Source organism: [Rhizobium] kunmingense (genome assembly GCF_977018605.1).
Genome location: NZ_CDRNXG010000001.1, coordinates 2235531 through 2259491, shown reverse-complemented (window position 1 = coordinate 2259491; position 23961 = coordinate 2235531). Strand labels below are relative to the sequence as shown.

Below are 23961 nucleotides of genomic sequence, written 5' to 3'. Positions count from 1 at the left end.
AAGGAAGCGTTACCGGCAATCCGCCCCAAAATCGGCCAGAATTCGGAATTCCCGCCCTCGGATTTACTCGACGATCGTCTCGGCGATGAAGGTGATCTTGTCTTCGTCGGCGACATGCTTGAGATCCATGCCGCATTCATCGGCGAGCAGCACCGTGTAATAGGGCTGGATCGTGTGGGCATCGACGGCCTCTTCCAGCACGCCGGTGCAGATCTCGACATACTTGGCCGGCACGCGCATCATCCGGCCCTTGACGGTGATGACGAAGCGGGCGACGCCTTCCGGATCTTCCAGCGTCACGTCGACCGAGCCGCCGCGCGGAATGCCGGCATAGGCGACGAGGAAGAGGTTGAGCAGCAGCTTGACGCGGTTCTTCGGAATGATGGCGCGCGGACCGCTCCAGGTCACTTCCGTCTTTTTCTCGGCAGCAGCGAAATCCTTCGCCGCCTTTTCCGCTTCACCGGTATCGATCGACGCGCCGACCGAGCCGGAGGCGCCGAAAGCGAGACGGGCGAATTTCAGGCGCACGGAGGCGTTGAGCGCCGAGGTGCGGATCAGGTCGAGCGCGTCGGCATCGGCCGCACCTTCATCGAGAAGCTCGAGACCGTTGTTGATGGCGCCGACCGGCGAGATGACGTCGTGGCAGACGCGGCTGCACAGGAGTGCCGCCAGATCTGGACCGCTGAGGGTAAGATTGGGATTCTTCGGCATGCGTTACTCCTGGCGTATTTTGGTGTCCATCCGGCTGAGTGCCACGGCAAGATTGCGCGGAGATGGAGCGATCGGCGGCCATATTGACACTATCTTTGGTAAAGCGACTGTTAATCGCCCGCCGAACCGAGGCTTGCAATGGAACACGAAACGCTTACCGCGCGTGAAAATGAGGCCACAACATCGCCCATTTCGGACGCGATAGACGCTCACAGATGGATGTTTTAACCGTCGGCGACCAAGCCCCGCCGCCGCGCATGAACCGCATTGGCACAACCGACATCAACAATATCAGCACGTTAGCGTTCAAAATACTTAACCGCTTGTTAATATCATATCGCCAGAATGGTTTTGGCTTAAGCATGATGCTAGGCCTTTGGACGAATTTAAAAACGGACCAGAACATGCGCCGCCTCAACCTCTTCGCTCCTGCCCTTCGCTTCAAAGCCCTGGCTGCCGCCTTCGCGGCGCTCTGGCTTTCCGCCATGCCGGCATCAGCGCAGCAGGCTAACAGCCAGTACTCGCTGCAGGAAATCGTCGATGCCGGCCATGGCTTCTTCGGCAACACCAGCGGCGGGCTGGGCAAGGTGGTCGAGAACGCCTTCCAGAAATACGGCCTGCCGAACGGTTACATCCTCGGCCAGGAAGGTTCGGGCGCCTTCATCGCCGGCCTCACCTATGGCGAAGGCCAGCTCTACACCAAGAATGCCGGCCAGCATCCCAGCTTCTGGCAGGGCCCGTCGCTCGGCATCGATTACGGTGGCCAGGGCACCCGCGTGATGATGCTGGTCTACGATCTGCCTTCGGTCGATTCGCTCTACGCCCGTTTCGGCGGCGTATCCGGCTCGGCCTTCGTCGTCGCCGGCGTCGGCATGACCGTGCTGCGCAACCAGAACGTCGTGCTCGTGCCGATCCGCACCGGCGTCGGCGCCCGCCTCGGCGTCAATATCGGTTACCTGAAGCTGACCCGTTCGCCGACCTGGAACCCCTTCTGATCGCCTATTGCAGATCGCGGCCGGCGAGAAATCATCCGCAGGATGTCGCGACTTGCCGCCTGATCGCCCTCATGCTTAAACGTGCATCCCGGCACTTTTACACCCGGCACTTTCACACTAGGACGACGGCCCGATCGTGATCGAATTTGCTCTGCTATTTGGCCTTGGCTTCCTGAGCGCCCTGTTGATCGTGATGCTGATCGCGCCGGCGATCCATCGCCGGATCGTCGCATTCACCGAAAACCGCATTCGCGCCACCGTGCCGATCAGCCCGCAGGAAGTGCGCGCCCAGCGCGACATGGCGCGTGCCGTCTATGCCGCCGAAAATGCCCGCACCCGGCAGGAACTGCAGCAGGAACGCGACAAGAGCCTTTCGCTGCAGTTGAAGGGCGAGGACTTCAAGCAGTCGATCAAGACCCTAACCGCCAGCAATATCGACCTGAAGACCAGGCTTGAAACTCTGGATGTGACGGCCGTCGACCTGAAATCGCAGCTGCGCCGCGAGGACGGCTATATCGCCGAGCTGAAATCGGCGCTCGAAACCTCGGAGGATCTCGGCGTCCGCAAGGACCTGATGATCGACAAGCTGCGCCGCGAGATCGAGGTCGTCGCCGCCAATCACGACAATGCGCGCATCGACCTTTCGACGCGCGAAACCGAGATCGAGAACCTGAAATTCCGCATCAGCGCATTGCGTGAGGAACGCGAAGCACTGCGCCAGGACGTCAAGCAGCAGACCACCCGCGCCAAGGAGGCCGACAACCGGCTGGCCCAGGAGGAGCATCGCGCCATGCGGCTCGAAGACAAGCTCGACCGGGAAGTCGCCAAGCGGACGGACAAGGAAACCGCGCTGGAACGCCGTGAGGAAGAAATCGCCCGTCTTCGTGACAAGATGAAGTCGCGCAACACCTCTGCCGCCGAAAACACCGAGACCGTGTCGAAACCGGAAGCCGCAGCCGCGGAGCGGCAGAAGGAAAACGAACCGATGTCCCGCCCTGCCCCCGCCGCCCCGCCGAGCGAGGCCGAGATCAAGGCCCGTGTCGATCTTCTCGCCTCCGATGCGAGGAACCGCGCGACAGCCCTTTCCGAGCGCCTGCTGAACGGCAAGGGCACCGCCAACGACGACGCGCTGCGCGAGGAGATGGCGAAGATCGCCGCCGGCATGGTGGCAATGACGGCGGTGAAGGAAGGCAAGACCTCCCCCGTCCATGCGATGGTCGCCGGCAAGCCCGGCAATGCCAAGCGCCAGAGCCTGTCCACCCGCGTCAAGACGCTGCTCGGCACCACCGGCGACGTCGGCAGCCGGTCCTGAGACGACACGGCTCGAACCTCTGATCCATGAGAATTGGAGGACGCGGCAGATGCGGCCCTCGGCTGCCCCTCAGATACGCCCCTGCGCACTGGCGATCTGGTAGAGCGCGATGCCGGTTGCCGTCGCGGCGTTGAGGCTGTCGAGACCGGGGGCCTGGGCGATGCCGGCGGTCTGGATCTTTTCCATCAGCGACGGCGGCAGGCCGTTGCCTTCGCTGCCCGTCAGAAGTGCCATCTTCGGCGACGCCGGCACATGGCGGATCTCGGTACGGCCGGCCGGCGAAAGCCCCCATATCGCAAAGCCTGCCCCGACAAGCCCCGACATCAGTTCGAGCACGGTACCGCCGCGCGTATAAGGCACCTGCAGCACCGCGCCGACCGAGACGCGCAGCGCCTTGCGGTAGAGCGGATCGCAGCATGTCTCGTCGAGCAGCACGGCATCGACGCCGAAGGCTGCGGCATTGCGGAAGATCGAGCCGATATTGTCGTGATTGGAGATGCCGATCGCCGCCGCAACCAGAGCCTTGTCCGGCAGCGTGGCGATGAGTTCGGCAGCGGACGGATCGGTTACACGCCGTCCGATCGCCAGAATGCCGCGATGCAGGTGGAAGCCGACAATGCCGTCGAGCACCGCGCTGTCGGCCACATAAACCGGCACATCCGCCGGGAAATCGGCAAGAATGTCGGCGACGCCGGACAGCCGGTTTTCGAGGATCAGGATCTTTTCGGCGGAAAATGCCCCGCCTCGCCGATGCGCGGCCGCAAGCATGCGCAACACGACGGTGCCTTCGGCGATGAAACGCCCATGCCGACCGACAAGGTCCCGCTCGCGGATGGAGCGGAACTCTTCGATACGCGGATCATCCGCATCGGCAATGCGCACAGGCGCGATCACCGGCCGGTATCGACCGTCACGTCGGCGATCACACGGCCGACAGAAAGATCGAAAACGACCGCCTTGGCCGTGCCGTCGACATGTCCGTAAAACAGGATCTGGCTACCCGAGAGCGACGTGCTTTCGACGACAAAGCCGCGCGGCAGCGCCGCGGTGACGGCCGTGGGGTGGTCGGCAGGGACGCTGGATGCGGCCGGAGCGGCGATCGCCGTGGATGGCTTGTCGGGGCGCTGGTTGATCTTGTAGACAATCGCACCGAGGACCGCCATAAAGCAGACGAACATGATCCCGCCCGAAACGAGCTGCAGAAGCACCATTTTCCGGCGGATTCTCTCCATTGCCGGGTCAAGCGGCTCTTCCTGTTGCTCGATTTCGGGTTGTGACATGGAGTGTCCTTGTTTTATGCGGATGAACGAATGAGCGAACCCTTTACCGAAGCCGGACTGCCAAGGAAAGTCCTCAATGCCGGAGAAGACGACGGCGGCCGGCTGGATGCATGGCTGACATCGCAGCTGGAAGGCGAGTTTTCCCGCAACCGCATCAAGGCCCTGATCGAGGAAGGCGCCGTCGCCATCAACGGCAAGGTTGTGTCGGAGGCCAAGAAGAAGGTGTCGCCCGGCGACGAGATAACTCTCGTCCTGCCCGAGCCCGAAGACCCGGAGCCGAAGGGCGAGGATATTCCGCTCGAAGTGCTTTACGAAGACAGCGACCTGATCGTCATCTCCAAGCCGGCCGGTCTCGTCGTCCATCCCGGCGCCGGCAACTGGACCGGCACGCTGGTCAACGCGCTGATCCATCACTGCGGCGCAAGCCTGTCGGGCATCGGCGGCGTCAAGCGCCCCGGCATCGTCCACCGTCTCGACAAGGAGACGAGCGGCGTCATGGTGGCCGCCAAGAACGACATCGCCCATCGCCACCTTGCCGACCAGTTCGCCGACCACGGCCGCTCCGGCAATCTGGAACGCGCCTACCACGCCATCGTCTGGGGCCGCCCGAGCCATCTCCACGGCACGATCGACGCGCCGCTCGGCCGCGCCACCGGTGACCGCACCAAGCGCGCCGTCAAGCGCGAGGATTCCTCCGACGCCCGCCACGCGGTGACCCATTACGAAGTGGTCGAACGGTTTCAGGAAACCCAGGATGCGGTGGCGCTTGCCGCGCTGATCGAATGCCGGCTGGAGACGGGCCGCACCCACCAGATCCGCGTCCACATGGCGCATGTCGGCAATCCGCTGATCGGTGATCCGGAATATGCGGGCGGCTTCAAGACCAAGGCGAACCGTCTGCCCGAACCGGCGAAGTCCGTCGTCGGCGCCTTTCCGCGTCAGGCGCTGCACGCCTTCCTGCTGGCCTTCGAGCATCCGCGCACCGGCGAGATCATGGAATTCGAGGCGCCGATGCCCGACGACATGGCGAGACTGGTAGAGGCACTCCGGGAATAACGTCTGGGGAATACACGTTTCGCGAAGAGGCTTTCGCCCGGCACGGGTGGAACAACGCCGCCGATGAGTGCGTTTTGAGAACAGTCCGTCGCCACGCCGCAGTGAAATCCTGCAAGCCCGATGCCTTGGGCGGTGCTATAAGGGTAGCGGAAATGATGTCCGGGTGCCGGTTTCGGTTCATGCTCGGCGGTGCGAAGCTTACCAAAATGTAATGCTGTAACACCATGCCGATCCATTGAACCGCCGCATTGCCGCACTTATCTGACACATGGACCGGCGTGGGATCGACAAGACGATCTGCGCCGAACGGCTTGCCGGAAACGGCGTCTCGACGGCCTGTGAGAGGGGCTGGCGATGCCACGGGAGCCGGAACACTTGATCAAGAAGGGGGTGCTCTATGGCCCGCAATACCTTGCCATCGATTACTGCCGGCGAAGCCGGTCTCAATCGTTACCTTGATGAAATCCGCAAGTTCCCGATGCTGGAACCGCAGCAGGAATACATGCTGGCGAAACGCTATGCCGAGCATGGCGACCGTGACGCGGCCCACAAGCTCGTCACCAGCCATCTGCGCCTCGTCGCCAAGATCGCCATGGGCTATCGCGGCTACGGCCTGCCGATCGGCGAAGTCGTCTCGGAAGGCAATGTCGGCCTGATGCAGGCAGTGAAGAAGTTCGACGCAGAACGCGGCTTCCGCCTGGCAACCTATGCCATGTGGTGGATCAAGGCCTCGATCCAGGAATATATCCTGCGTTCGTGGTCGCTGGTGAAGATGGGCACGACGGCCAACCAGAAGCGTCTGTTCTTCAACCTGCGCCGCCTCAAGGGCAAGATCCAGGCGATCGAGGAAGGCGACCTTCGCCCCGATCAGGTCAAGGAGATTGCCACCAAGCTGAAGGTCTCCGAGGAAGAGGTCGTGTCGATGAACCGCCGCCTTTCCGGCGACGCATCGCTCAACGCCCCGATCCGCGCCTCCGAAGGCGAAGCCGGTCAGTGGCAGGACTGGCTTGTCGATGACAGCGACAGCCAGGAAGACGTGCTGATCGAGCAGGACGAACTGGATACGCGTCGCCGCATGCTGGACAAGGCGCTCGGCGTCCTGAACGAACGCGAACGCCGCATTTTCGAGGCACGCCGCCTGACCGAGGACCCGATCACGCTGGAAGAGCTGTCGAGCGAATTCGACATCTCCCGCGAGCGCGTCCGCCAGATCGAGGTACGTGCCTTCGAGAAGGTACAGGACGCCGTGCAGAAGGAAGCACTTGCCCAGGCGCAGGCGCTGCGCATGGTCGACGCCTGATCCTTTAAACGACCGCTCAACGATCAAGGCCACGACCGCTCCCGGTCGTGGCCTTTTATTTTGGCCGCCAGCGACAGCAACCGCCTCGCGTTGCGGCGTTACGGGCATCACTATTGCCCCCATCAGCATGCGCCGCCCCCTCCACATCGCTGCACATCGTTTCACGAACTTTGGAGCCGAATGTGAGCCGCATCGCGCGCTCACGGCCATTTGGCATTTTCGTGTTTCGTCTCCGCGTTCGCTCAATGCCCTTGCCCGCAGGGCTCATTAGCAGCTTGAAAACATCGCTCGCGCATGTCCGGCAGCCGGTAAACCACCTGTGAACCGTGATGACGCGCGAAAAAACGTGATGCCGCTCCCCCCTGTTTCGTCACCATGGGGCCGCCCTAGCTACGCCGTGCAAACTCCGAAGAGAGGTCTTGTCCACCGGCGCAGCGGATTTCCCGACGACGGTGATGCCGACCTTTCTCCTCCGCAAGCAGCACGCGAACCGTCGACAATCAACGACGGTCAACCCAGGGAATAGATAACGTGGCCGAAACCAGTCCTCCATCCGAGCCGAAGGCATCGCTGAGCGTCTTCGACGCCGTCATCATCATGGTCGGCCTCGTCATCGGCATCGGCATATTCAGAACGCCCTCGATCGTCGCCTCCAATGTCGACAGCGAACTGGCCTTCATCGCGGTGTGGGTGGCAGGTGGTCTCGTCACCCTGATCGGCGCACTTTGTTATGCCGAGCTTGCCGCCGCCCACCCGCATGCGGGCGGCGAATACCACTTCCTCTCCCGCGCCTATGGCAGGCCAGTGGCTGTCCTCTTCGGCTGGGCGCGCGGCTCCGTCATGCAGACCGGCGCGATTGCCGGCGTGGCCTTCGTGCTTGGCGACTACATGGCGCAGATCGTTCCGCTCGGCCCCTATGGTCCGGCGATCTATGCGGCCCTCTCCATCGTCATCTTCACCGCCGTCAACGTCATCGGCACCCGCCAGAGCAAGACGTTGCAGATCACCGTCACCTTCATCGAGATCGGCGCCGTCGCCGCCATCATCCTCGCCGGCTTCTTCATGTCCTCCGATGCGCCGGTCGCCCCGGTCACCCAGGCAACGGAGACGGCAGCGATCGGCATGGCGATGATCTTCGTGCTCCTCACCTATGGTGGCTGGAACGAAGTTTCCTACCTGACCGGCGAGATCAAGGATGCGCCGCGCAACATCGCCCGCGTGCTGGTGCTCGGCACGGCGGCGATTGCCGGCCTCTATGTGCTTGCCAACATCGCCATGCTCGCCGTGCTCGGCCTCGAAGGACTGCGCCAGTCGGATGCGGTCGCCGCCGAAATGATGCGCGCCCTTGTCGGCCCGTCCGGCGCCATGATCGTCAGCCTCGCCGTCGTCGTCGCCGCCATCTCGACGCTCAACGCGACGATCTTCACCGGTGGCCGCGTCTATTACGCCATGGCCCGCGACCTGACGCTTCTGCCGAAGGTGGGCGAATGGAACGAGCGCGGCAAGACGCCGGCCAACGGCCTGATCATGCAGGCGATCGTCGCCCTCGCGCTTGTCGGCATCGGCGCCGGCACGCGTGACGGCTTCCAGGCCATGGTCGATTACACCGCGCCGGTGTTCTGGGGCTTCCTCTTCTTCATCGGCCTTGCCGTCTTCGTCCTGCGCCGCAAGGAGCCGGATCATCCGCGCCCCTACAAGGTGCCGCTCTACCCGCTGACGCCGGCGCTGTTCTGCGCCACCTGCGCCTACATGCTGCATGGCAGCCTCGCCTATACCGGCATCGCCTCGCTCATCGGCGTTGCGGTCCTCCTCGCCGGCATGCCGCTTCTCTGGTTCCAGCGGCCCGAGGAACCGGCGCCCGCAAGGCCGCAGGCAGCGCCGCCGCGCAGCATTTCCGCTCTCAAACCGCAAGTCTCCAACCGCTAGTACTTCAAGAAGGAAACCACCATGTCCAAGCTTCGTACACTGACCATGGCGCTCAGCATCGCCGCCCTTCCGCTGACCGCATCCTTCGCCCAGACGGCGACGCCGGCGGCCCCTGCCACCCAGGAATTCCAGCCGACCGTCGGCCAGGCCGGCAAGGACGTCATCTGGGTCCCGACCGCCCAGACGCTTGTCGACCGGATGCTCGAAATGGGCGAGGTGACGGCCGACGATTACGTCATCGACCTCGGCTCCGGTGACGGCCGCACCGTCATCAGCGTCGCCAAGCTCGGTGCCCGCGCCCACGGCATCGAATACAATCCCGATATGGTTGCGCTCTCCAAGCGCAATGCCGAGGCGGCAGGCGTTGCCGACCGCGCCACCTTCGCCGAGGCGGATATCTTCGAATCCGACTTCTCGGATGCCGACGTGATCACCCTGTTCCTGCTGCCGACGCTCAACGAACGCCTGCGCCCGACGCTGCTCGAGATGGAACCGGGCACCCGCGTCGTCTCCAACAGCTTCACCATGGGCGACTGGACGCCGGATGACTCGGTCGATGTTTCGGAAGGCGAATGCACCAGCTGGTGCCGCGCTTACAAGTGGGTCATTCCGGCCAAGGTGGCAGGCGAATGGAACCTTGGCGAAGGCGAACTGGAACTCGCCCAGACCTACCAGATGCTGACCGGCTCGCTCACCCATGAGGGAACAAGCCACGAGATCAGCGACGCCAAGATGGACGGCCGCACCATCAGCTTCACCGCCAACGGCACCCGCTACACCGGCGAAGTCGCCGAAAACAACACGATGACGATCGCGCCGGAAGGCGGCCAGCCGCTCAGCGGCACCCGCTCCGCCGGCTGATCGCAGCACTCAGTGCCGACCGCCGCAACACCCCGGTCAGGGTCGACATGTGCGGTCGGCATGATGGAGGAAAAGCCCGTGACATCGTCACGGGCTTTTCTTCGTCAGGCGCTCAGTGAATACCGGGCGGCAATCCCTGTCGCTTGTCCGCCGACATGATCTCGGCAAAGGCCGAGCGGATCAGGTCGATGAACAGGAACAGCACAAGGCTCGCGCCCATCGTCGGCATCGCCAGGCCGAGACCTATGGCGACCAGCGTCGCAACGATCTTCGCCGGTCCCGACAGATAGGAAAACGCCTTGACCAGCGTCCTCGGCGAACCGCCGGGCGCCGGGCGGCGCAGCCACCAGATGCGATAGCCGTAGGCGATGGATACCATCAGCGCGAGGCCGAGGGCCGCCATCGCGATCTGGTTCGCAACCCCGAACAGCACCCCCATATGCGCGTCGATGCCCCAGCGGATCAGCTTGGCGACGATCGGGAAGGTTTCGAAATCGGCGCGGCTGGTGAGCGCCATCGTCGACGGATCGATAGCGATCGTATCCACCTGGGTCGGCCAGCTGCGGTCGATTTCGCTGACCCGGTAGGCCTGATCCACCGTGCGCGGCGGGCGGATTTCCAGCACCGGGGAATCGATGCCAGCCGCCCGTGCCGTGCCGACCACGCGGTCGATCTCGCCCAAGACATCCGTCTCCGCCTTGGCAGGCGCGCTTGCCACCGGTGCGGCCGCCGCCATGTGCTCGGCATGTTCGCCCTGCGGCGCCGGTGGCGCGGTGCTGCCCAGATTGGTGGTGATCGAAGGCGTCACCCAGCCGACCTGGCTGCGGAACTGGTCGATCGTATTGCCTGCCCAGCGCGACCATGTGAGGCCGGTGACAGAGAGAAAGACGAGGCCGAGTGCAACCCACAGGCCGATCAGGCTATGCAGCCTGCGTTGCCTTGCCGCGCGCCCGACCGTCTTCGGCACCCGTCTTTGCCAGAACCACATGCAGAGACCACCGGCCACCGCGATCCACAGCCAGGAGGCTGCAAGCTCGCTGTAATTGCGGCCGATATCGCCGAGCAGCAGGTTGCGGTGGAAATAATCGATGGTGGTGCGCAACGGCAGGATGCCGCTCGTGCCATAGGCGATCAGGTCACCCTGTATGCCGAGAGATGCCGGATCGACGAAGACGGCGCGCGTTTCGGATTCGCCGAGCCCCGGCTCGGTGAACATCACACGCGTCGTCAGCCCTTCCGCCACGGCCGGCCGGATGGCGAAGAAACGCGGCCCTTCCCCCACCGCCGCACGCGCGGCGGCGATCTGCTCGGCAAGCGGCCTTGCCGGCCCTTCCGACTGCGCCACGAGCTGGTCGCGGTAGAGCCAGGCCTCGATCTGCGGCGTCAGCACATAAAGCGTGCCGGTCAGCGCCGCGATGAAGATGAACGGGGCGATGAACAGGCCGATGTAGAAATGCAACCGCGTGATGAACTGCCGGATGGCCGCCGATGCGGCCTGACGGTCTGCCGCTTCAGCCGACATCGGCGCCTCCCGCAGCGATAGGGCAGAGGGCGGGCAAGGATTGCACGCGACAGGCGGCCGCGACTGCGGCCCTGAAAAAGATCATGAGGTCTCTCCAATAGACGTGAGCCGGCCAGTGACCGGCGAATGGGATCGCGTCAGATCGGAAAGAGCGGTGGTCCTCGCGCATCGCCGCCAAGCCCCAGCTGCCTCGGCGAAATGATCGCCTCGCGCGTGACAAAGGCCGGCGCATCGTGGCCGACGGCAAGCGCCACCGGTTGCGGTGCACTGGAATGCAGGACGACATGCACGACCGATGCCGCCACCTGGCAAGCGGTCAGACAGCAGTCGGGACGATGGTTCTTGTGTGCGCCCTCGCCCGGCCCCTTTGCGTGGCCGGGCATCTCCATGCCGGCCATCGGCGCATGGGCCATCTGCATGCCGTCATGGCCGGCATGCTCATCGTGAGAGGCATGAGCCGGATGGGGATCGGCCGCATGATCGCCGGCAAGATTATCGCTGGACGGATGATCCATGCCCCGTCCGGCAAGGCGCTCGACGCCATCTGCGGAACAGATCACCATTTCGTCGGCGGCAGCGGCGAAAGCCATCGCGCCGGTGCCGAAGCCGCCGATCAGCGCCTGCAGCGCCATCAGAATGCCGATCACGGCGGCCAGCGGGCCACCGCATAACGAACCTCTGATGAGTTGCCTGAAAAAGCGCATGGTCGAGGTGGATGCCGCTGAAACTGAGGATTGTCAATGCGACAATAGGGCGTCCCCATACGGGCAAACGAAAAAGCCCGCGAGGCGCAAACCTCGCGGGCTTTTGAAGATCGTTGTCGAAAGCCTTACTGGCCGGTCTGCGTACCGCCCTGCTGGCCCCATTCGCGGATCGCCTCGTCGAAGGCCGCGACGCCCTCCGGTCCCTTTTGCAGGGTCAGAAGCGCACGGCGGCCATTGCGATAGGCGACCGGGATATCGATCCAGTTGCGCGTGCGCAGCAGATCCATGTTGGTTGCCCGCGCATCCGGGAAGTCGTTGAGCGCGATCATGTGGAAGTCGTCGGTGATCTTGGCCGGCACGGCAACGAGCGCATTGCCGCGATCCTGCTCCGTCTGCTTCATGGCGATGCGCAGAACGCTGTCGATCGCGCCGCCTTCGAAATCCGGAGGAACGGCGAAGACGATCTCGATCAGATGGCTCGCCGGAAGCGACGAATCCGTATTGCGCTTGACGGTCAAAAGCGCTGTCAGGCCACGGCCGGGAACGGTAATCCGCCCCTGCACGACCGGCTCCGGCGGACCGCCGTTCTGTGCCGGTTCGCGCTGCAGCGACCAGGAGACGCTGCCCTCGATGGCGGTCGGCGCGGTCTGGCCGATACGCTCCTCGTAAAGGAACATCCGCTCGCCGGCTGCGGCCGGTGCATCGGTCGGGCTGGCGCTCGGCGTGGCCGGTGCCGTACCGGCCGCACCGGCGGAGTTCGCCGGAGCAGCAGCCGGACCCGGATCGACCGGCGGTGCATTGAGCTGCGAAACCGACTGGCCTTCGGCGTTCTGCGCCAGCGCGCCGGCGCCTCCGGGACCCTCGTCCACTTCCGTACCGTCTTCGAGAAGACGCTGGGTGAACTTGCCGCCGGCGGTAGAGCCATCGGCGGTCGGCGGTGTCGTCGTGCCCTGCGCCGGAGCGTTGGCACCCTCCTGAGCGGCGGGCGCCTCCGTCTGTGGCGTTGCAGGCGTTTCAGCGGCCTCGGGCGCGGTCGTCGATGACTGTTCGGTCGTCTCTGCGCCCGAAGACAGCAGTCCGCCGACCATCTCGTTCAGCGTATCGCGGTTCATCCAGGCGGCATAACCGCCACCACCGACGATCAGCAGCGCCACGACGCCGAGGATGAGGCCGGTATAATTACGCTTGCGCTTGGCGGTGACGCGGTAGGGCTTGGCCGGAGCGGCCAGAAGATCGCTGAAATCGTCTTCCGAGCGAACATCCTGCTCTGCCTTCGGCTTGTCGTCGGAAGGTGTGGCTTCCTTCGTGTATCCGATCAGGTCTTCCAGGTCGCTCCAAGGATCGCGCGCCGCGTCCTGCGGCGGCTGCGCCTGTGTCGAAGCCGATACCTGCTGCGGCGTGACGTCCGGCGCGGAAGGCTGGGCGTTCACATAGGCTTCGAACGGATCTGCGGCCTGGCGATGATCGTCTGCCGCATGCTCGGCCGGTTGATGCCCTGCCGGCTGCGGAATGTCGCTCGCCGCCGGCATCCGCACCGGCGTCGCGGTCGCCCGCATTTCCGGGCTGAAATAGGCATCGGCCGACCCCTGTCCGGCAGGCGCGTCCAGATGGCGGGTAAGGTTGTCGACCTCGTCCCAGACATTGCCTGCCTGCGGACGGGCAGCGGTCTCCGCCGGCGCGCTGGCGGCGTCCGGCCATTCGGCCTGTACCGCCGGGGCGTCATGCGTCACATCGATCGAAGGGGCTTCAGCCGCCTGCGCCCGCATCCATTCGGCTGCGGCCTGCTCCGCCTCGGCGGCGCGCTGCTCATCGGCAGCCGGGTAAAGCGCATCCGCGTGATCGACAGGCTGAGCATAGTCCGGCTCCACCGGAAGATCATGGCTTGCCGCGAAAGTCCCCTGCTCTTCCGGCACGTCGTCGCGCCAGTCGCCGTAGCGTTGCTGATCACTTTCGACGGCAGGTGCAGGTTCATCGGCGACCGCCTGTTGCGGCTCTACGACCGGCTCTTCATGCCAATGCTGCTCCGGCGGCTCGGCTACTGCCGGCTCGACGGAAGGCTCGAAGCGGTCCGTCTCGAACCGCTGGCCTTCGTGTTCCGCCAGTGCTTCCTCTTGGGCAAGTGCCGGCTCTTCGGCAACGGCTTGCGAACGCCATGCCGCCTCGTCATCGGCCTCGACGGCCGGAGCTGCGGTCTCGGGCGCATATTGCGCCTCATAAGGCTCCGCCTGCTCCGCTTCGACGGGTTCGGCGACCACAGGCTCGGAGGCCGTGAGCGGCACATCCTGTTCGACCGCTTCTGCACGATAGTCCTGCGGCTCGGGCTCGACCTCAGGTTCGGGAACCATGGGCTCGGGCGCCGGCGCCTCATAGACCTCGGCCGGTATCACCACCGGGGCGGCAACCGCCGCCGGCTCGGCCGGCAGGGCCTCGGCATGTTCGCTTTCGACCTCGAGGATTGCGGCCTCAAGCTTGTCCATCTGCCGGCGAAGCATGTCTTCGGGCGGACGCGGCTTCATGTTCTCGAGCTGGCGCTGTACCGCACCGCGAGCCTTCTCATAAACCCGCACACGCGCTTCCGGCGTGTTGGTCGCCAAACCGTCAACAGCGCGGCGGATAACCGCTACAAAATCAGCCATCAGCACTTTCTCATGGTCGCCAGCGTCGGCCGGCCGAATGGATAATCAATTCTTGAGTTTAGTCTTCAAATGGGTCGGTCACAAGTATGGTGTCGTCGCGTTCCGGGCTTGTCGACAGAAGTGCGACCGGCGCGCCGATCAGTTCTTCGACCTGGCGGACATATTTGATCGCCTGCGCCGGCAGATCTGCCCACTTGCGCGCGCCGACGGTGGATTCCTTCCAGCCTTCGAGCGTGATGTAGATCGGCTCGACGCGGGCCTGTGCGGCCTGCGATGCAGGCAGGTAATCGATCGTCTGGCCGTCCAGCTTGTAGCCGACGCAGATCTTCAGTTCTTCAAGGCCGTCGAGAACATCCAGCTTGGTCAGCGCGATGCCGGTAATGCCGTTGGTGGCGACCGACTGGCGCACCAGGGCCGCGTCGAACCAGCCGCAGCGACGCTTGCGCCCGGTCACGGTGCCGAATTCATGGCCCTTCTCGCCGAGGAACTGGCCGATCTCGTCGTTGAGTTCGGTCGGGAACGGACCTTCGCCGACACGCGTCGTGTAGGCTTTGGTGATGCCGAGGATATAGCCGAGTGCGCCCGGCCCCATGCCGGAACCGGCTGCCGCCTGACCGGCCACCGTGTTGGACGAGGTGACGAACGGATAGGTGCCGTGGTCGATATCGAGCAGCGAGCCCTGCGCGCCTTCGAACAGGATGCGCGAACCCTGGCGACGCTCCTTGTCGAGCAGCTGCCAGACGCTGTCCATGAACGGCAGGACCTGATCGGCGATCGTCGTCAGTTCTTCCATGATCGTCGAATGCTCGACTTCCGCCGCACCGAAACCGCGACGCAGCGCGTTGTGGTGGGTGAGGATACGCTCGACCTTGGCTTCCAGCGCGTCGAGATCGGCGAGATCCATGACCCGGATGGCGCGGCGGCCGACCTTGTCTTCATAGGCCGGGCCGATGCCGCGACGGGTCGTGCCGATCTTCGTGCCGCTGTTGGAGGCGGCGTCTTCGCGCATGCCGTCAAGCTCGCGGTGCAGCGACAGGATGAGCGTGGCGTTCTCGGCGATTCGCAGGTTCTTCGGCGAAACCTCGACGCCCTTTTCGGCCAGACGACCGATTTCGGCGATCAGTGCATGAGGGTCGACGACGACGCCGTTGCCGATGACGGCCATCTTGCCGGGGCGCACGACGCCGGAAGGCAGCAGCGACAGCTTGTAGCTGACGCCATCGATGACAAGCGTATGACCGGCGTTATGGCCGCCCTGATACCGGACGACAATGTCGGCCCGCTCGGAAAGCCAATCGACAATCTTGCCCTTGCCTTCATCGCCCCACTGCGAACCCACGACTACAACATTCGTCATATCTGCTTCCTGCCCTTGCGCACTGAGCCTGATCGTCTACCGATATCCATCGACTTGACCATGTCGGCTCGACACCAATTCTTTTTTCAAGATGCCGTAACCGGATAAGGTTTCACGACACCACAAACGCGCGCATCTATAATGCCTTGGCCCAAGGAAAGCGACCGGTTTGTGACTGTCCAAAGGTTTTTGCGTGACAAATCGCGAATCCGCACGCTATGGGCGATGAAACATTGCATGACGCGCCGTAACGACGGCGTGCGGAGGAAATGCCGTGCATCGCAGAGCCTATCTGTTTCTCGTCATCGCAACGCTCTGCTGGGCCGGAAACTCCATCGCCGGAAAGCTTGCCCTCGGCCATATCAGCCCGATGATGCTGATCCTCATGCGCTGGCTCTTCGCTACCGTCATCATCGTGGCGATCTCGATGGCGGACCTGCGCCGCGACTGGCCGCTGATCCGTAAGAGCCTGCCATTGATGGCCTTCCTCGGCGTCATCGGCTATGCAGCCTTCAACGCCTCGCTCTACACGGCGGTGAAATACACGAGCGCCATCAACGTCACGGTCGAGCAGACGCTGATCCCGGTCCTGATCTTCCTTCTGAATTTCATCCTGTTCAGAACCGCCGTCACATGGCTGCAGATCGTCGGCTTCAGCATCACGCTGATCGGCGGCCTTCTGACCGCGGCACACGGCGATCTCTCGACGCTCCTGACGCTGACAATCAATGTCGGCGATGCGATCATGATGATCGCCATCGTCGCCTATGCGCTCTACACGATCGCATTGCGCTGGCGCCCGCCTATCAGCTGGCGCAGCCTTATGGCGGTGCCGTCCTTCTTCGCGCTTCTCGCCAGCATTCCCCTCGTCATCTGGGAAATGTCGCAGGGCAATTTCATCGCACCCGACGCGACGGGCTGGCTGATCGCCCTTTACACGGCCGTCTTCGCCTCGCTTGTCGCGCAGGTGCTTTACGTCTTCGGTGTGGAAGAGATCGGCCCCAACCGCGCCGGCCTGTTCATCAACCTGATCCCGGTTTTCGGTACCATCCTGTCGGTTCTGGTTCTCGGCGAAGCGCTGCAAACGTTCCACGTCGCAGCGCTGGCACTCGCGCTTGTCGGCATCGCCATCGCCGAACGCGGCAAGCCGGTGGCCATCGCGAAACCCTGATAACCCGGACGGACTTTAGTCGCTGTGGCGGTTGCGGATGCGCCTCGTGATCATCCATACGCCGAGCACGACGAAGGGCACCGACGCGCCGGTCAGCGTTTCGGGCGCGATGTGGACGCCGACATTGTGGACGAGCTTGGCGACATAGCCGACCAGCCCGATGACGTAATAGGAGATCGCCGCGACAGACAGGCCTTCGACGGTCTGTTGCAGGCGCAATTGCAGATGCGCACGCTTGTCCATCGAGGCGAGGATCTCGGTATTGAACTTCTGCAGATCGACATCGATCCAGCTGCGCAGCAGCGCGGTCGCACGGGTCAGCTTGCGTGACAGGTTGAGCTGACGCTCTTCGACCGACTGGCAGGTGCGCATGGCAGGCGCCAGACGCCGGTTGAGAAAGGCGCCGAGCGTCTCGTTGCCCGGCAGCGCCTTTTCCGCCAGCATGGCGACGCGTTCCAGAACGATGTTGTTATAGGCGCGGCTTGCGCCGAAGCGATAAAGGCTGAGCGCCGCATTGGCTTCCAGCTCGGCGGCAAGCGCGGTGATCTCGGCCAGCATGCTGTCGGCTTCGCTGCGTGCATGCAGCTTCATCCGCTGGGTAATGCCGGTAAAGCGCGATTCGATCTGGCGGATTTCCGGCGACAGCGTCTGCGCCAGGGGCAGGCCCATCATGGCAAGCGTCCGGTAGGTCTCGATATCGAGGATACGCTGCGCCAGCATGCCGCGCGCCGCATCCGTCATGCCGTGATCGAGGATCAGGAATTTCGTCAGCCCGTCGCCATCCTGGCGAAAATCGGTGATCACCGTCGCCTGATTGTCGGCCACCATGCTCTGACAGAGGCTGGTCGGGTCGAAATTGGCGATCACCGCCGAATTGTCTTCATCCGCCGGGCGAATTTCGATGCGCACGCCCGAGATGAAGGCGCCGGGCGCGGCAAAGCTTGCGCCGAACGGATTGACCGGAACTTCCGCGCCAAAACTGGCGGGCGCAGCCGTATCCCAGAAATAGGTGGAGAATTCCGTATGCCGCTCCCAGCGCAGCGTGCCGTTGCCCCAGGTCATCGTGTGATGGCTGGTATCGGCGGCCGGTGCCGGCACGCCCTGCCCGAGCGACAGGTCTGCAAGGATCGCATGATCGGCTTCGAGATTGGCCTCGGTCAGGAAGGCGACTTGGAAGATGACGCGCGGCAGCGAAATCAGCGTATAGGGCCGCGAATGGATCTCGCCGAGCGCCCGCGCTCTTACATCTGCAACCGGAAAGGAGAAGCTGCGCTTCGTCATTCTTTATATTCCCCGGGCACGCCCCGTCGGCACGCCATTGGATTTGACTATTATCAAATGAAATTGAGCGGGCGACGCGGCGGTTTGCCGCAGAAAGGCGGCGCGGCGAGCGGCCGGAACAGGAAGAAGCACCGATCACATTTTGGCTCGGCCGCAACTCCGCCCCAATTCCTAAACTTTTCATTAAATCTTAGGAGTCATTGATCGGGGATGACCCGAGCTTCTGCGATGCGTATTGCGTTTTTCGTCGCACTTCTCACTCTTGCCGGCTGCGCCAGCGCACCGAGCAGGATTGCGAACGTCTGTTCGATTTTCGACCAGCGTGACGGCCTCTTCAACAACTGGGAACGGCAGGCCCGCGCCGTCGAGAGTGAATACGGCGTGCCGGTCTCGATCCTGATGGCGACGATCTATGTCGAATCGAGCTTCCGCCCGAATGCCCGCCCGCCGCGAAAATGGTTCCTCGGCTTCATTCCGGGCAAGCGCGCCTCGTCTGCCTATGGCTATGCGCAGGCACTCGACGGCACCTGGGAGAGCTACCAGCGTTCGACCGGCCGCTGGGCCGCGCGTCGCAACAATTTCGCCGACGCGATCCGCTTCGTCGGCTGGTATCACCACCAGAGCCACGTGAAGAACGGCATTGCCCGCAACGACCCGTACAATCTCTACCTCGCCTACTATTCCGGCCACACCGGATATAATCGCGGCAACTTCAGCGGCAGCCTGAGGCAGACGGCCAAGAAATCGGCCGGTATGGCGGCGCGTTATGCGGAACAGCTGCGCGGCTGCGGCTACTGATCGATCGGTAGCCGCCTGCCCTGTTTACTTCACTGAAGGCATGAACTCGGTTTCGATGACGATCGACATGTCATCGGCGATCGAGCGAATTTTCGGCGCCACGCCCCAATCGCTGCGCTTGATCGCGGCCTCGGCGGAAAACCCGATCTTCGGCGTCTTCTCGCGCGGCTGCTCGGCCATCGAGCCGTTGAAGGTGACCAGCAGCACCGCCGGATGGCTTTGTCCGCGCAATGTCAGGTCGCCGGCGACCTCACCCTTGTTCTCGCCTGTGATCGTCACCGAGGTCGAGACGAAACGGATCTCCTGGCCGGCAAGAAAATCTTCCCCCGTGCCGATCTCCTTGTCGAAATCCTCCTTCTCCGGGAACGGATACTCGGTTCTGACGGAGGTGGGATCGATGACGGCGGTGACCTTCGAGGCGGAAGGATTTTCCGCGTCCCAGACAAGCTCGGCGGACATTTTGGTAAAGCGGGCGGTGTAGTTGGACAGGCCGAGATGGCTGACCTTCCAGATCACGCTCGAATGTGCCGGATCGGCGACATAGGTTCCGGATGGGGCCGGCGCGGGCTTGTCGGCGGCCAGTGCGGATGTCGCAAGAAGCGCAGTGAGCGCGACGGCATGGATGTACTTCATGAAGATGGTGTCCTGTCCCGATTCGGATGGACACCATCTAGAGGAAATATTGCCGGTTTGGCCTATGCTATTAAGGCATATATGCCTTGCTCGATTTGAACCGGAAAGGCTCTATCGCTGGCCGCTATCCGAATGGACGATGCGCGGCCGGCTTGGTTCCCAGGCCTTGACGCAATCGCGGCCGGCGCCCTTCGCCACATAAAGCGCCTCGTCGGCTCGCGAAACGAGCCGCGCCGGCTTCATCACCGGCGAACCGGCGACAAGCGTCGCCACCCCGACGCTGACGCTGACGATGCCCTTTTGGCTGGCCGAATGCGGTATGCGCAGATCTCTCAGACGGGTGCAAAAATCCTCGGCGATCTCGAGCGCTGCCTGCTCGTCCGTATCGGGCAGGATAAGCGCCATTTCCTCGCCGCCATAGCGCGCCGCCCGGTCGTTCGGCCGGCGGCCGGAAGCGCGCAGGCAGTCGGCAACCGCCTGCAGGCAGGTATCGCCCTCGGCATGGCCATAGGTATCGTTGAAACGCTTGAAATAATCGACATCGACCATCAGCAGCGACAGCCCGGTATCGCCACGGCCGACCCGTTCCATCTCCTGATCCATCACCGCATCGAAGGCGCGGCGGTTGAGAAGACCGGTCAGGCTGTCCGTCTCGGCCAGCACGGAAAGCTTGCTGTTCATGTCCTTGAGCTGCAGCTCGTTCTGCTTGGTGGCGGTGATGTCTGAGCAGATGACGAAGCAGGAACCATCCGGCGTCGGACGCGTGCGCGACTCGATCCACCGGCCGTCGGCCATCGGGAACTGCACCGTACCGGCCTCGCGCAGCCGGCTGAGCGCGGCGCCCACCCAGTGTGCCACCTGATCCTGCGGGATGCCGATCAGCTCTCCGCGTGCGATCGATGCATAAAGGATGGCGGGAGCGGCCGTGCCCGGCACACGCAGATCGGCGGTCATGGAAAACATGGCGCGGTAGCGCTCGTTGCAGAACACCAGCGTCAGGTCCTTGTCGAACATGACAACGCCATCCGCCATGCCCGACAGCGCTTCCGCCGCGCGGCGGTCGCTCTGGGCAAGCGCGATCTCCAGCAGCTTCTTGTCGGTAATGTCGCGGCTATGGCTGATGACGCCGATCACCTGTCCGTCGGTATCGACGAAGGGGGCCTTGAGCATGGAGAAATAGGCGGTGCTGCCATCGAGATGAGAGACCGACCGTTCCTCGACCAGCACCGCGCCGGCATCCAGCGCGCGCGCCTCATCCTCCTGGAATGACTGGGCGATCTGTTCCGGCAGATAATCGAAATAGGTCTTGCCGATCATGTTTTCGGTGTCCTGGGCGCGCAGGAGCGATGCCGTGGCCGGGTTGGCCATGACGAAACGCCCCTCGCTATCCTTGACGCTCAGCGCATCCGGCAGACTGTCGATGACGCGGCGATACATGTGGTTGCGCTGTTCTGCCTCGCGGCGGCGCAACTCGTTGCCGATCGCAAGGCATCCCTTCAACGTCGCAAAGAAGATGAGCGTCAGGTAGGGAATGCGGACCGGCGGAAGCGAAGTCAGGTCCCTGGCAAGCGACAGCACGATTGCCGGAGCCAGCGCACACAGCGCCATCGCCACCGAGAAAACCAGGCTCTGCTTCAAGGTCGGCGCTTCCGAGGTCTTCAGGCGGCAGGCGACAAGCCCGGCGAAACAGGCAAGAAAGATGCCCACCATGCCGATGAGAAGACCGGCGCCACCGACGTAGAGACGGAAACAGGCTGCGATCAGCGCCGCCAGCAGCCCCGCCGCCGGCCCTCCGATAAACGCGGCCGTGCCGATCAGCGCCATTCTCAGGTCGATGAAGAACCCCTCGGAAAGCTGCACCGGGATCAGCATCATCCCGACGGCTCCGAGGCCAAACAGTGCGCCGAGTTCCCAGCGGCGGTGCACGCCCGCGCGGTTGAAGATCGGCAGATTGACGTTGGACCACAGCGAAATGACCAAAGCCACGATGGCCATGTTCGCCAACAATCCCAACCAGAGATTGTTCAATTCATAATTCCTTATTGTCGAAGGGCGACTTGCGCCCTGCCGAACGTATGTCGTTGGAATAAAAAGATCAGTTAGCGGAAAGCGTCTGCTGAAAGCGAATTCGTCAATACGGTAAACAGGGTCTGAACAAGTGAAACAGGACCGACCTTAATCACCAATGGTTGAAAATTAAGAAAGAAACCGTGCCGAACGCCGGCACATTCAGCCTCCATAGCCGACCACGCTCTTGATCTCGAGAAAGTCGTGGATGCCCCAGTCGGCATATTCGCGTCCGTTGCCGGATTGCTTGTAGCCGCCGAAGGAGGAGAACAGGTCCCATGCGGGATAGTTGATATAGACCGATCCGGCCCTCAGCTGCGGTGCGATCTTCCGCGCATGCTCCAGCTCGCCCTGCACATAGGCGGCGAGCCCGTAGGGCGTGTCGTTGGCGATGTCGATCGCCTCTTCCTCGCTGTCATAGGGCAGGATGGAAAGGACCGGGCCGAAAATCTCTTCCCGTGCGATGGTCATGTCATTGGTGACATCGCCGAAAACGGTCGGCCGGATGTAATAGCCGCGATTGAGGTTTTCCGGCCTGCCCGGACCGCCCGTGATGAGCGTTGCGCCCTCCGCGATGCCTGCCTCGATCAGCCGCTGGATCTTGTCGAACTGCACCTGGCTGACGACCGGGCCGAGATCGATGCCGTCGCCCTGCGGATCGCCGGTCGTCAATTTCTCGGCCGTAACCTTCGCCACCGCCAGCGCTTCTTCATGCCGGGCGCGCGGCACCAGCATACGCGTCGGCGCATCGCAGGACTGGCCGGAATTGCCGAAGCAGCCCGTTACACCGTCCGCCACCGCCTGCGGAAGATCCGCATCGGGCAGGATGATGTTGGCCGATTTGCCGCCCAGTTCCTGCGCCACGCGCTTCACCGTATCGGCCGCCGTCTTCGCCACCATGATGCCGGCCCGCGTCGAGCCGGTGAACGACACCATGTCGACATCCGGGTGGCCGGCCATCACCTGACCGACATCCGGGCCGGTGCCGTTGATCATGTTGAACACGCCCTTCGGCACACCCGCCGCCTCCATCACCTCCGCGAAGATGATGCCGGAGATCGGCGCGATCTCGGAGGGTTTGAGCACCATCGTGCAGCCGGTGGCGATCGCCGGGCCGACCTTGCAGGTGATCTGATTGAGCGGCCAGTTCCACGGCGTGATCAGCGCCACGACCCCGATCGGCTCCTTGACGATGCGCGTCGTGCCGCGCTGCTCGGAAAATTTGTAGGTCTCGAGCGCCGTGATCGTCGCACTCAGATGCCCGTGGCCGGCCGCCACCTGGGAATCGCGGGCAAAGGCGATCGGTGCGCCCATCTCGCGGCTGACAGCCTGCGCGATGTCCTCGGCACGCTTTTCATATTCCCACAGGATGCGCTTGAGCAGCGACAGGCGCTCGGCCTGCGTCCATTGGGAAAAACCGGTGAACGCAGCCTTCGCCGCCGCGACGGCCTTGTCGACATCGGCCTTCGAACCGACGGCAATTCTCGTGAACGCCTCTTCCGTCGAAGGGTCGATGACGTCGAGCGCTGCGGGAATGGCGGGCTCCACCCATGCGCCGTCGATGAAGAATTTCAGATGGTTGCTCATGACGTCCTCCGGGCTTGCCGCTTGGCTACGGCCACTATCGGCCATGAACGAAGCGTTAAGCAAGCCCGCGGGCGGAATTCGTCGGAATTCAACCCTGACCGCCATAAGGCGCGAGGAAGGCCTTGATCGCCTCTATCTCGTTCGGCCGGATCTCATGGCCGCCGACATGCCAGTCGAGCGTCACTGCATCGCCCTGCCGCTTGAAATATTCGGCAAGCTCCAGCGTCATCGGCACCGGGCAGATCGGATCGCGCTCACCGGCGGTGATCAGCACATGCGCCTTCTCGCCCGTCTGACGCTCGGCGGGGGCGAACGGGATCAGCGGATGCATCAGCACGCCGGCTTCGAACAGGCCCGGCTTCTCGATCATGATATTGGCGAGAATGTTCGCCCCGTTGGAAAAGCCCAGGCCAAGCACGGTCGAGGATTCGTAGCGCTCGCGGTTGGCGGTCACGAACTCGCTCATTCGCTGGGTGGCGCGGGCAAGGTCGTCACAATCATAGACGCCTTCCGCCTTGCGCCGGAAAAAGCGGGCAGCGCCATGTTCGGATACGTCGCCGCGCGGCGAAACGATGGTTGCGCCCGGCAGAAGCCGGGAAGCGAAATCGAAGAACTGGTTCTCGTCGCCGCCGGTGCCGTGATAGACGAACAGGATCGGCGATCCGGGCGCACCGGGACGCACCCGGTGCAGATAGCTGTCGTAACTCATGGAAATCTCCTCAAAGGTAGAGTGGCAGGACGGATCACCGCCCTGCCCTGAAATG

At 63.4% G+C, this 23961-nt stretch carries 20 protein-coding genes; 8 read left to right on the top strand and 12 right to left on the bottom strand.

What is annotated here, in order from left to right; genetic code table 11:
• Positions 1-63: 63 nt before the first annotated feature.
• Positions 64-711, bottom strand: a complete 648-nt coding sequence (gene chpT, locus AC0JZ4_RS10695) for a histidine phosphotransferase ChpT (protein WP_471886358.1) — start codon at positions 709-711, stop codon at positions 64-66.
• Positions 712-1115: 404 nt separating this feature from the next.
• Here chpT and AC0JZ4_RS10690 point away from each other — a divergent pair, with 404 nt between their 5' ends.
• The gene (locus AC0JZ4_RS10690) at positions 1116-1706 is read left to right on the top strand and encodes a DUF1134 domain-containing protein (protein ID WP_471886357.1); all 591 of its coding nucleotides are present in this window, start codon (positions 1116-1118) and stop codon (positions 1704-1706) included.
• A 136-nt stretch (positions 1707-1842) separates the two neighbouring features.
• Entirely contained in the window at positions 1843-3018 is a 1176-nt protein-coding gene (locus AC0JZ4_RS10685) for a hypothetical protein (RefSeq protein WP_471886356.1), read from the top strand.
• Positions 3019-3087: 69 nt separating this feature from the next.
• Here the strand turns inward: AC0JZ4_RS10685 and AC0JZ4_RS10680 are convergent, their stop codons facing one another.
• On the bottom strand, positions 3088-3909 hold the full coding sequence (locus AC0JZ4_RS10680; protein WP_471887859.1) for a TrmH family RNA methyltransferase: 822 nt from the start codon (positions 3907-3909) through the stop codon (positions 3088-3090).
• Positions 3909-4298, bottom strand: coding sequence for a hypothetical protein (locus tag AC0JZ4_RS10675; RefSeq protein ID WP_471886355.1), 390 nt, complete (start codon positions 4296-4298; stop codon positions 3909-3911). Before AC0JZ4_RS10675 ends, AC0JZ4_RS10680 begins: the two co-directional genes overlap by 1 nt.
• Before the next feature lie 30 nt (positions 4299-4328).
• Here AC0JZ4_RS10675 and AC0JZ4_RS10670 point away from each other — a divergent pair, with 30 nt between their 5' ends.
• The 4 genes from AC0JZ4_RS10670 to AC0JZ4_RS10655 all read left to right on the top strand — a co-directional run bounded on the left by AC0JZ4_RS10670 (position 4329) and on the right by AC0JZ4_RS10655 (position 9441).
• Positions 4329-5354 (top strand): RluA family pseudouridine synthase, encoded by a 1026-nt coding sequence (locus tag AC0JZ4_RS10670; protein WP_471886354.1) that lies wholly within the window; start codon positions 4329-4331, stop codon positions 5352-5354.
• A 397-nt stretch (positions 5355-5751) separates the two neighbouring features.
• Entirely contained in the window at positions 5752-6654 is a 903-nt protein-coding gene (gene rpoH, locus AC0JZ4_RS10665) for an RNA polymerase sigma factor RpoH (RefSeq protein ID WP_471886353.1), read from the top strand.
• Positions 6655-7185: 531 nt separating this feature from the next.
• Positions 7186-8580 carry an APC family permease gene (locus AC0JZ4_RS10660; protein WP_471886352.1) on the top strand — a complete coding sequence of 465 codons (1395 nt, stop codon included), beginning with the start codon at positions 7186-7188 and terminating at the stop codon, positions 8578-8580.
• A gap of 21 nt (positions 8581-8601) precedes the next feature.
• Positions 8602-9441: a class I SAM-dependent methyltransferase gene (locus AC0JZ4_RS10655; RefSeq protein ID WP_471886351.1), complete on the top strand. Its 840-nt coding sequence runs from the start codon at positions 8602-8604 to the stop codon at positions 9439-9441.
• 112 nt (positions 9442-9553) lie between these two features.
• Here the strand turns inward: AC0JZ4_RS10655 and AC0JZ4_RS10650 are convergent, their stop codons facing one another.
• The 4 genes from AC0JZ4_RS10650 to AC0JZ4_RS10635 form a co-directional block, all read right to left on the bottom strand.
• Positions 9554-10963: a PepSY-associated TM helix domain-containing protein gene (locus AC0JZ4_RS10650; RefSeq protein WP_471886350.1), complete on the bottom strand. Its 1410-nt coding sequence runs from the start codon at positions 10961-10963 to the stop codon at positions 9554-9556.
• Between the two features lie 137 nt (positions 10964-11100).
• A complete protein-coding gene (locus AC0JZ4_RS10645) occupies positions 11101-11610 on the bottom strand; it encodes a hypothetical protein (protein ID WP_471886349.1) in 510 nt (169 codons plus the stop codon).
• A gap of 182 nt (positions 11611-11792) precedes the next feature.
• Positions 11793-14303 carry a DNA polymerase III subunit gamma/tau domain-containing protein gene (locus AC0JZ4_RS10640; RefSeq protein ID WP_471886348.1) on the bottom strand — a complete coding sequence of 837 codons (2511 nt, stop codon included), beginning with the start codon at positions 14301-14303 and terminating at the stop codon, positions 11793-11795.
• Between the two features lie 58 nt (positions 14304-14361).
• The gene (locus AC0JZ4_RS10635; RefSeq protein ID WP_471886347.1) at positions 14362-15660 is read right to left on the bottom strand and encodes an adenylosuccinate synthase; all 1299 of its coding nucleotides are present in this window, start codon (positions 15658-15660) and stop codon (positions 14362-14364) included.
• A gap of 274 nt (positions 15661-15934) precedes the next feature.
• Here AC0JZ4_RS10635 and AC0JZ4_RS10630 point away from each other — a divergent pair, with 274 nt between their 5' ends.
• The gene (locus AC0JZ4_RS10630) at positions 15935-16831 is read left to right on the top strand and encodes a DMT family transporter (protein WP_471886346.1); all 897 of its coding nucleotides are present in this window, start codon (positions 15935-15937) and stop codon (positions 16829-16831) included.
• A 15-nt stretch (positions 16832-16846) separates the two neighbouring features.
• Here AC0JZ4_RS10630 and AC0JZ4_RS10625 read toward each other — a convergent pair whose 3' ends face one another.
• On the bottom strand, positions 16847-18112 hold the full coding sequence (locus AC0JZ4_RS10625; protein ID WP_471886345.1) for a DUF3422 family protein: 1266 nt from the start codon (positions 18110-18112) through the stop codon (positions 16847-16849).
• A gap of 228 nt (positions 18113-18340) precedes the next feature.
• Between AC0JZ4_RS10625 and AC0JZ4_RS10620 the strand changes: the two genes are divergently transcribed.
• Positions 18341-18910, top strand: a complete 570-nt coding sequence (locus tag AC0JZ4_RS10620; RefSeq protein WP_471886344.1) for a transglycosylase SLT domain-containing protein — start codon at positions 18341-18343, stop codon at positions 18908-18910.
• Positions 18911-18934: 24 nt separating this feature from the next.
• Here the strand turns inward: AC0JZ4_RS10620 and AC0JZ4_RS10615 are convergent, their stop codons facing one another.
• The 4 genes from AC0JZ4_RS10615 to AC0JZ4_RS10600 form a co-directional block, all read right to left on the bottom strand.
• Positions 18935-19543, bottom strand: coding sequence for a YceI family protein (locus AC0JZ4_RS10615; protein ID WP_471886343.1), 609 nt, complete (start codon positions 19541-19543; stop codon positions 18935-18937).
• Between the two features lie 111 nt (positions 19544-19654).
• Positions 19655-21538, bottom strand: a complete 1884-nt coding sequence (locus AC0JZ4_RS10610) for a sensor domain-containing diguanylate cyclase (RefSeq protein WP_471886342.1) — start codon at positions 21536-21538, stop codon at positions 19655-19657.
• A 234-nt stretch (positions 21539-21772) separates the two neighbouring features.
• Positions 21773-23197, bottom strand: a complete 1425-nt coding sequence (locus tag AC0JZ4_RS10605; protein ID WP_471886341.1) for an aldehyde dehydrogenase family protein — start codon at positions 23195-23197, stop codon at positions 21773-21775.
• 88 nt (positions 23198-23285) lie between these two features.
• Complete coding sequence (locus tag AC0JZ4_RS10600) at positions 23286-23906, bottom strand: alpha/beta hydrolase (RefSeq protein ID WP_471886340.1); 621 nt, start codon at positions 23904-23906, stop codon at positions 23286-23288.
• Positions 23907-23961 lie beyond the last annotated feature (55 nt).

What these genes read in the sequence shown, in the direction of transcription:
- AC0JZ4_RS10615 (WP_471886343.1), bottom strand. Translation starts at nt 19,543, where the DNA reads ATGAAGTACATCCATGCCGTCGCGCTCACTGCGCTTCTTGCGACATCC.
- AC0JZ4_RS10675 (WP_471886355.1), bottom strand. Translation starts at nt 4,298, where the DNA reads ATGTCACAACCCGAAATCGAGCAACAGGAAGAGCCGCTTGACCCGGCA.
- AC0JZ4_RS10610 (WP_471886342.1), bottom strand. Translation starts at nt 21,538, where the DNA reads ATGGCCATCGTGGCTTTGGTCATTTCGCTGTGGTCCAACGTCAATCTG.
- AC0JZ4_RS10605 (WP_471886341.1), bottom strand. Translation starts at nt 23,197, where the DNA reads ATGAGCAACCATCTGAAATTCTTCATCGACGGCGCATGGGTGGAGCCC.
- AC0JZ4_RS10625 (WP_471886345.1), bottom strand. Translation starts at nt 18,112, where the DNA reads ATGACGAAGCGCAGCTTCTCCTTTCCGGTTGCAGATGTAAGAGCGCGG.
- AC0JZ4_RS10670 (WP_471886354.1), top strand. Translation starts at nt 4,329, where the DNA reads ATGAGCGAACCCTTTACCGAAGCCGGACTGCCAAGGAAAGTCCTCAAT.
- AC0JZ4_RS10650 (WP_471886350.1), bottom strand. Translation starts at nt 10,963, where the DNA reads ATGTCGGCTGAAGCGGCAGACCGTCAGGCCGCATCGGCGGCCATCCGG.
- AC0JZ4_RS10640 (WP_471886348.1), bottom strand. Translation starts at nt 14,303, where the DNA reads ATGGCTGATTTTGTAGCGGTTATCCGCCGCGCTGTTGACGGTTTGGCG.
- AC0JZ4_RS10690 (WP_471886357.1), top strand. Translation starts at nt 1,116, where the DNA reads ATGCGCCGCCTCAACCTCTTCGCTCCTGCCCTTCGCTTCAAAGCCCTG.
- rpoH (WP_471886353.1), top strand. Translation starts at nt 5,752, where the DNA reads ATGGCCCGCAATACCTTGCCATCGATTACTGCCGGCGAAGCCGGTCTC.
- AC0JZ4_RS10620 (WP_471886344.1), top strand. Translation starts at nt 18,341, where the DNA reads ATGCGTATTGCGTTTTTCGTCGCACTTCTCACTCTTGCCGGCTGCGCC.
- AC0JZ4_RS10635 (WP_471886347.1), bottom strand. Translation starts at nt 15,660, where the DNA reads ATGACGAATGTTGTAGTCGTGGGTTCGCAGTGGGGCGATGAAGGCAAG.
- AC0JZ4_RS10600 (WP_471886340.1), bottom strand. Translation starts at nt 23,906, where the DNA reads ATGAGTTACGACAGCTATCTGCACCGGGTGCGTCCCGGTGCGCCCGGA.
- AC0JZ4_RS10655 (WP_471886351.1), top strand. Translation starts at nt 8,602, where the DNA reads ATGTCCAAGCTTCGTACACTGACCATGGCGCTCAGCATCGCCGCCCTT.
- chpT (WP_471886358.1), bottom strand. Translation starts at nt 711, where the DNA reads ATGCCGAAGAATCCCAATCTTACCCTCAGCGGTCCAGATCTGGCGGCA.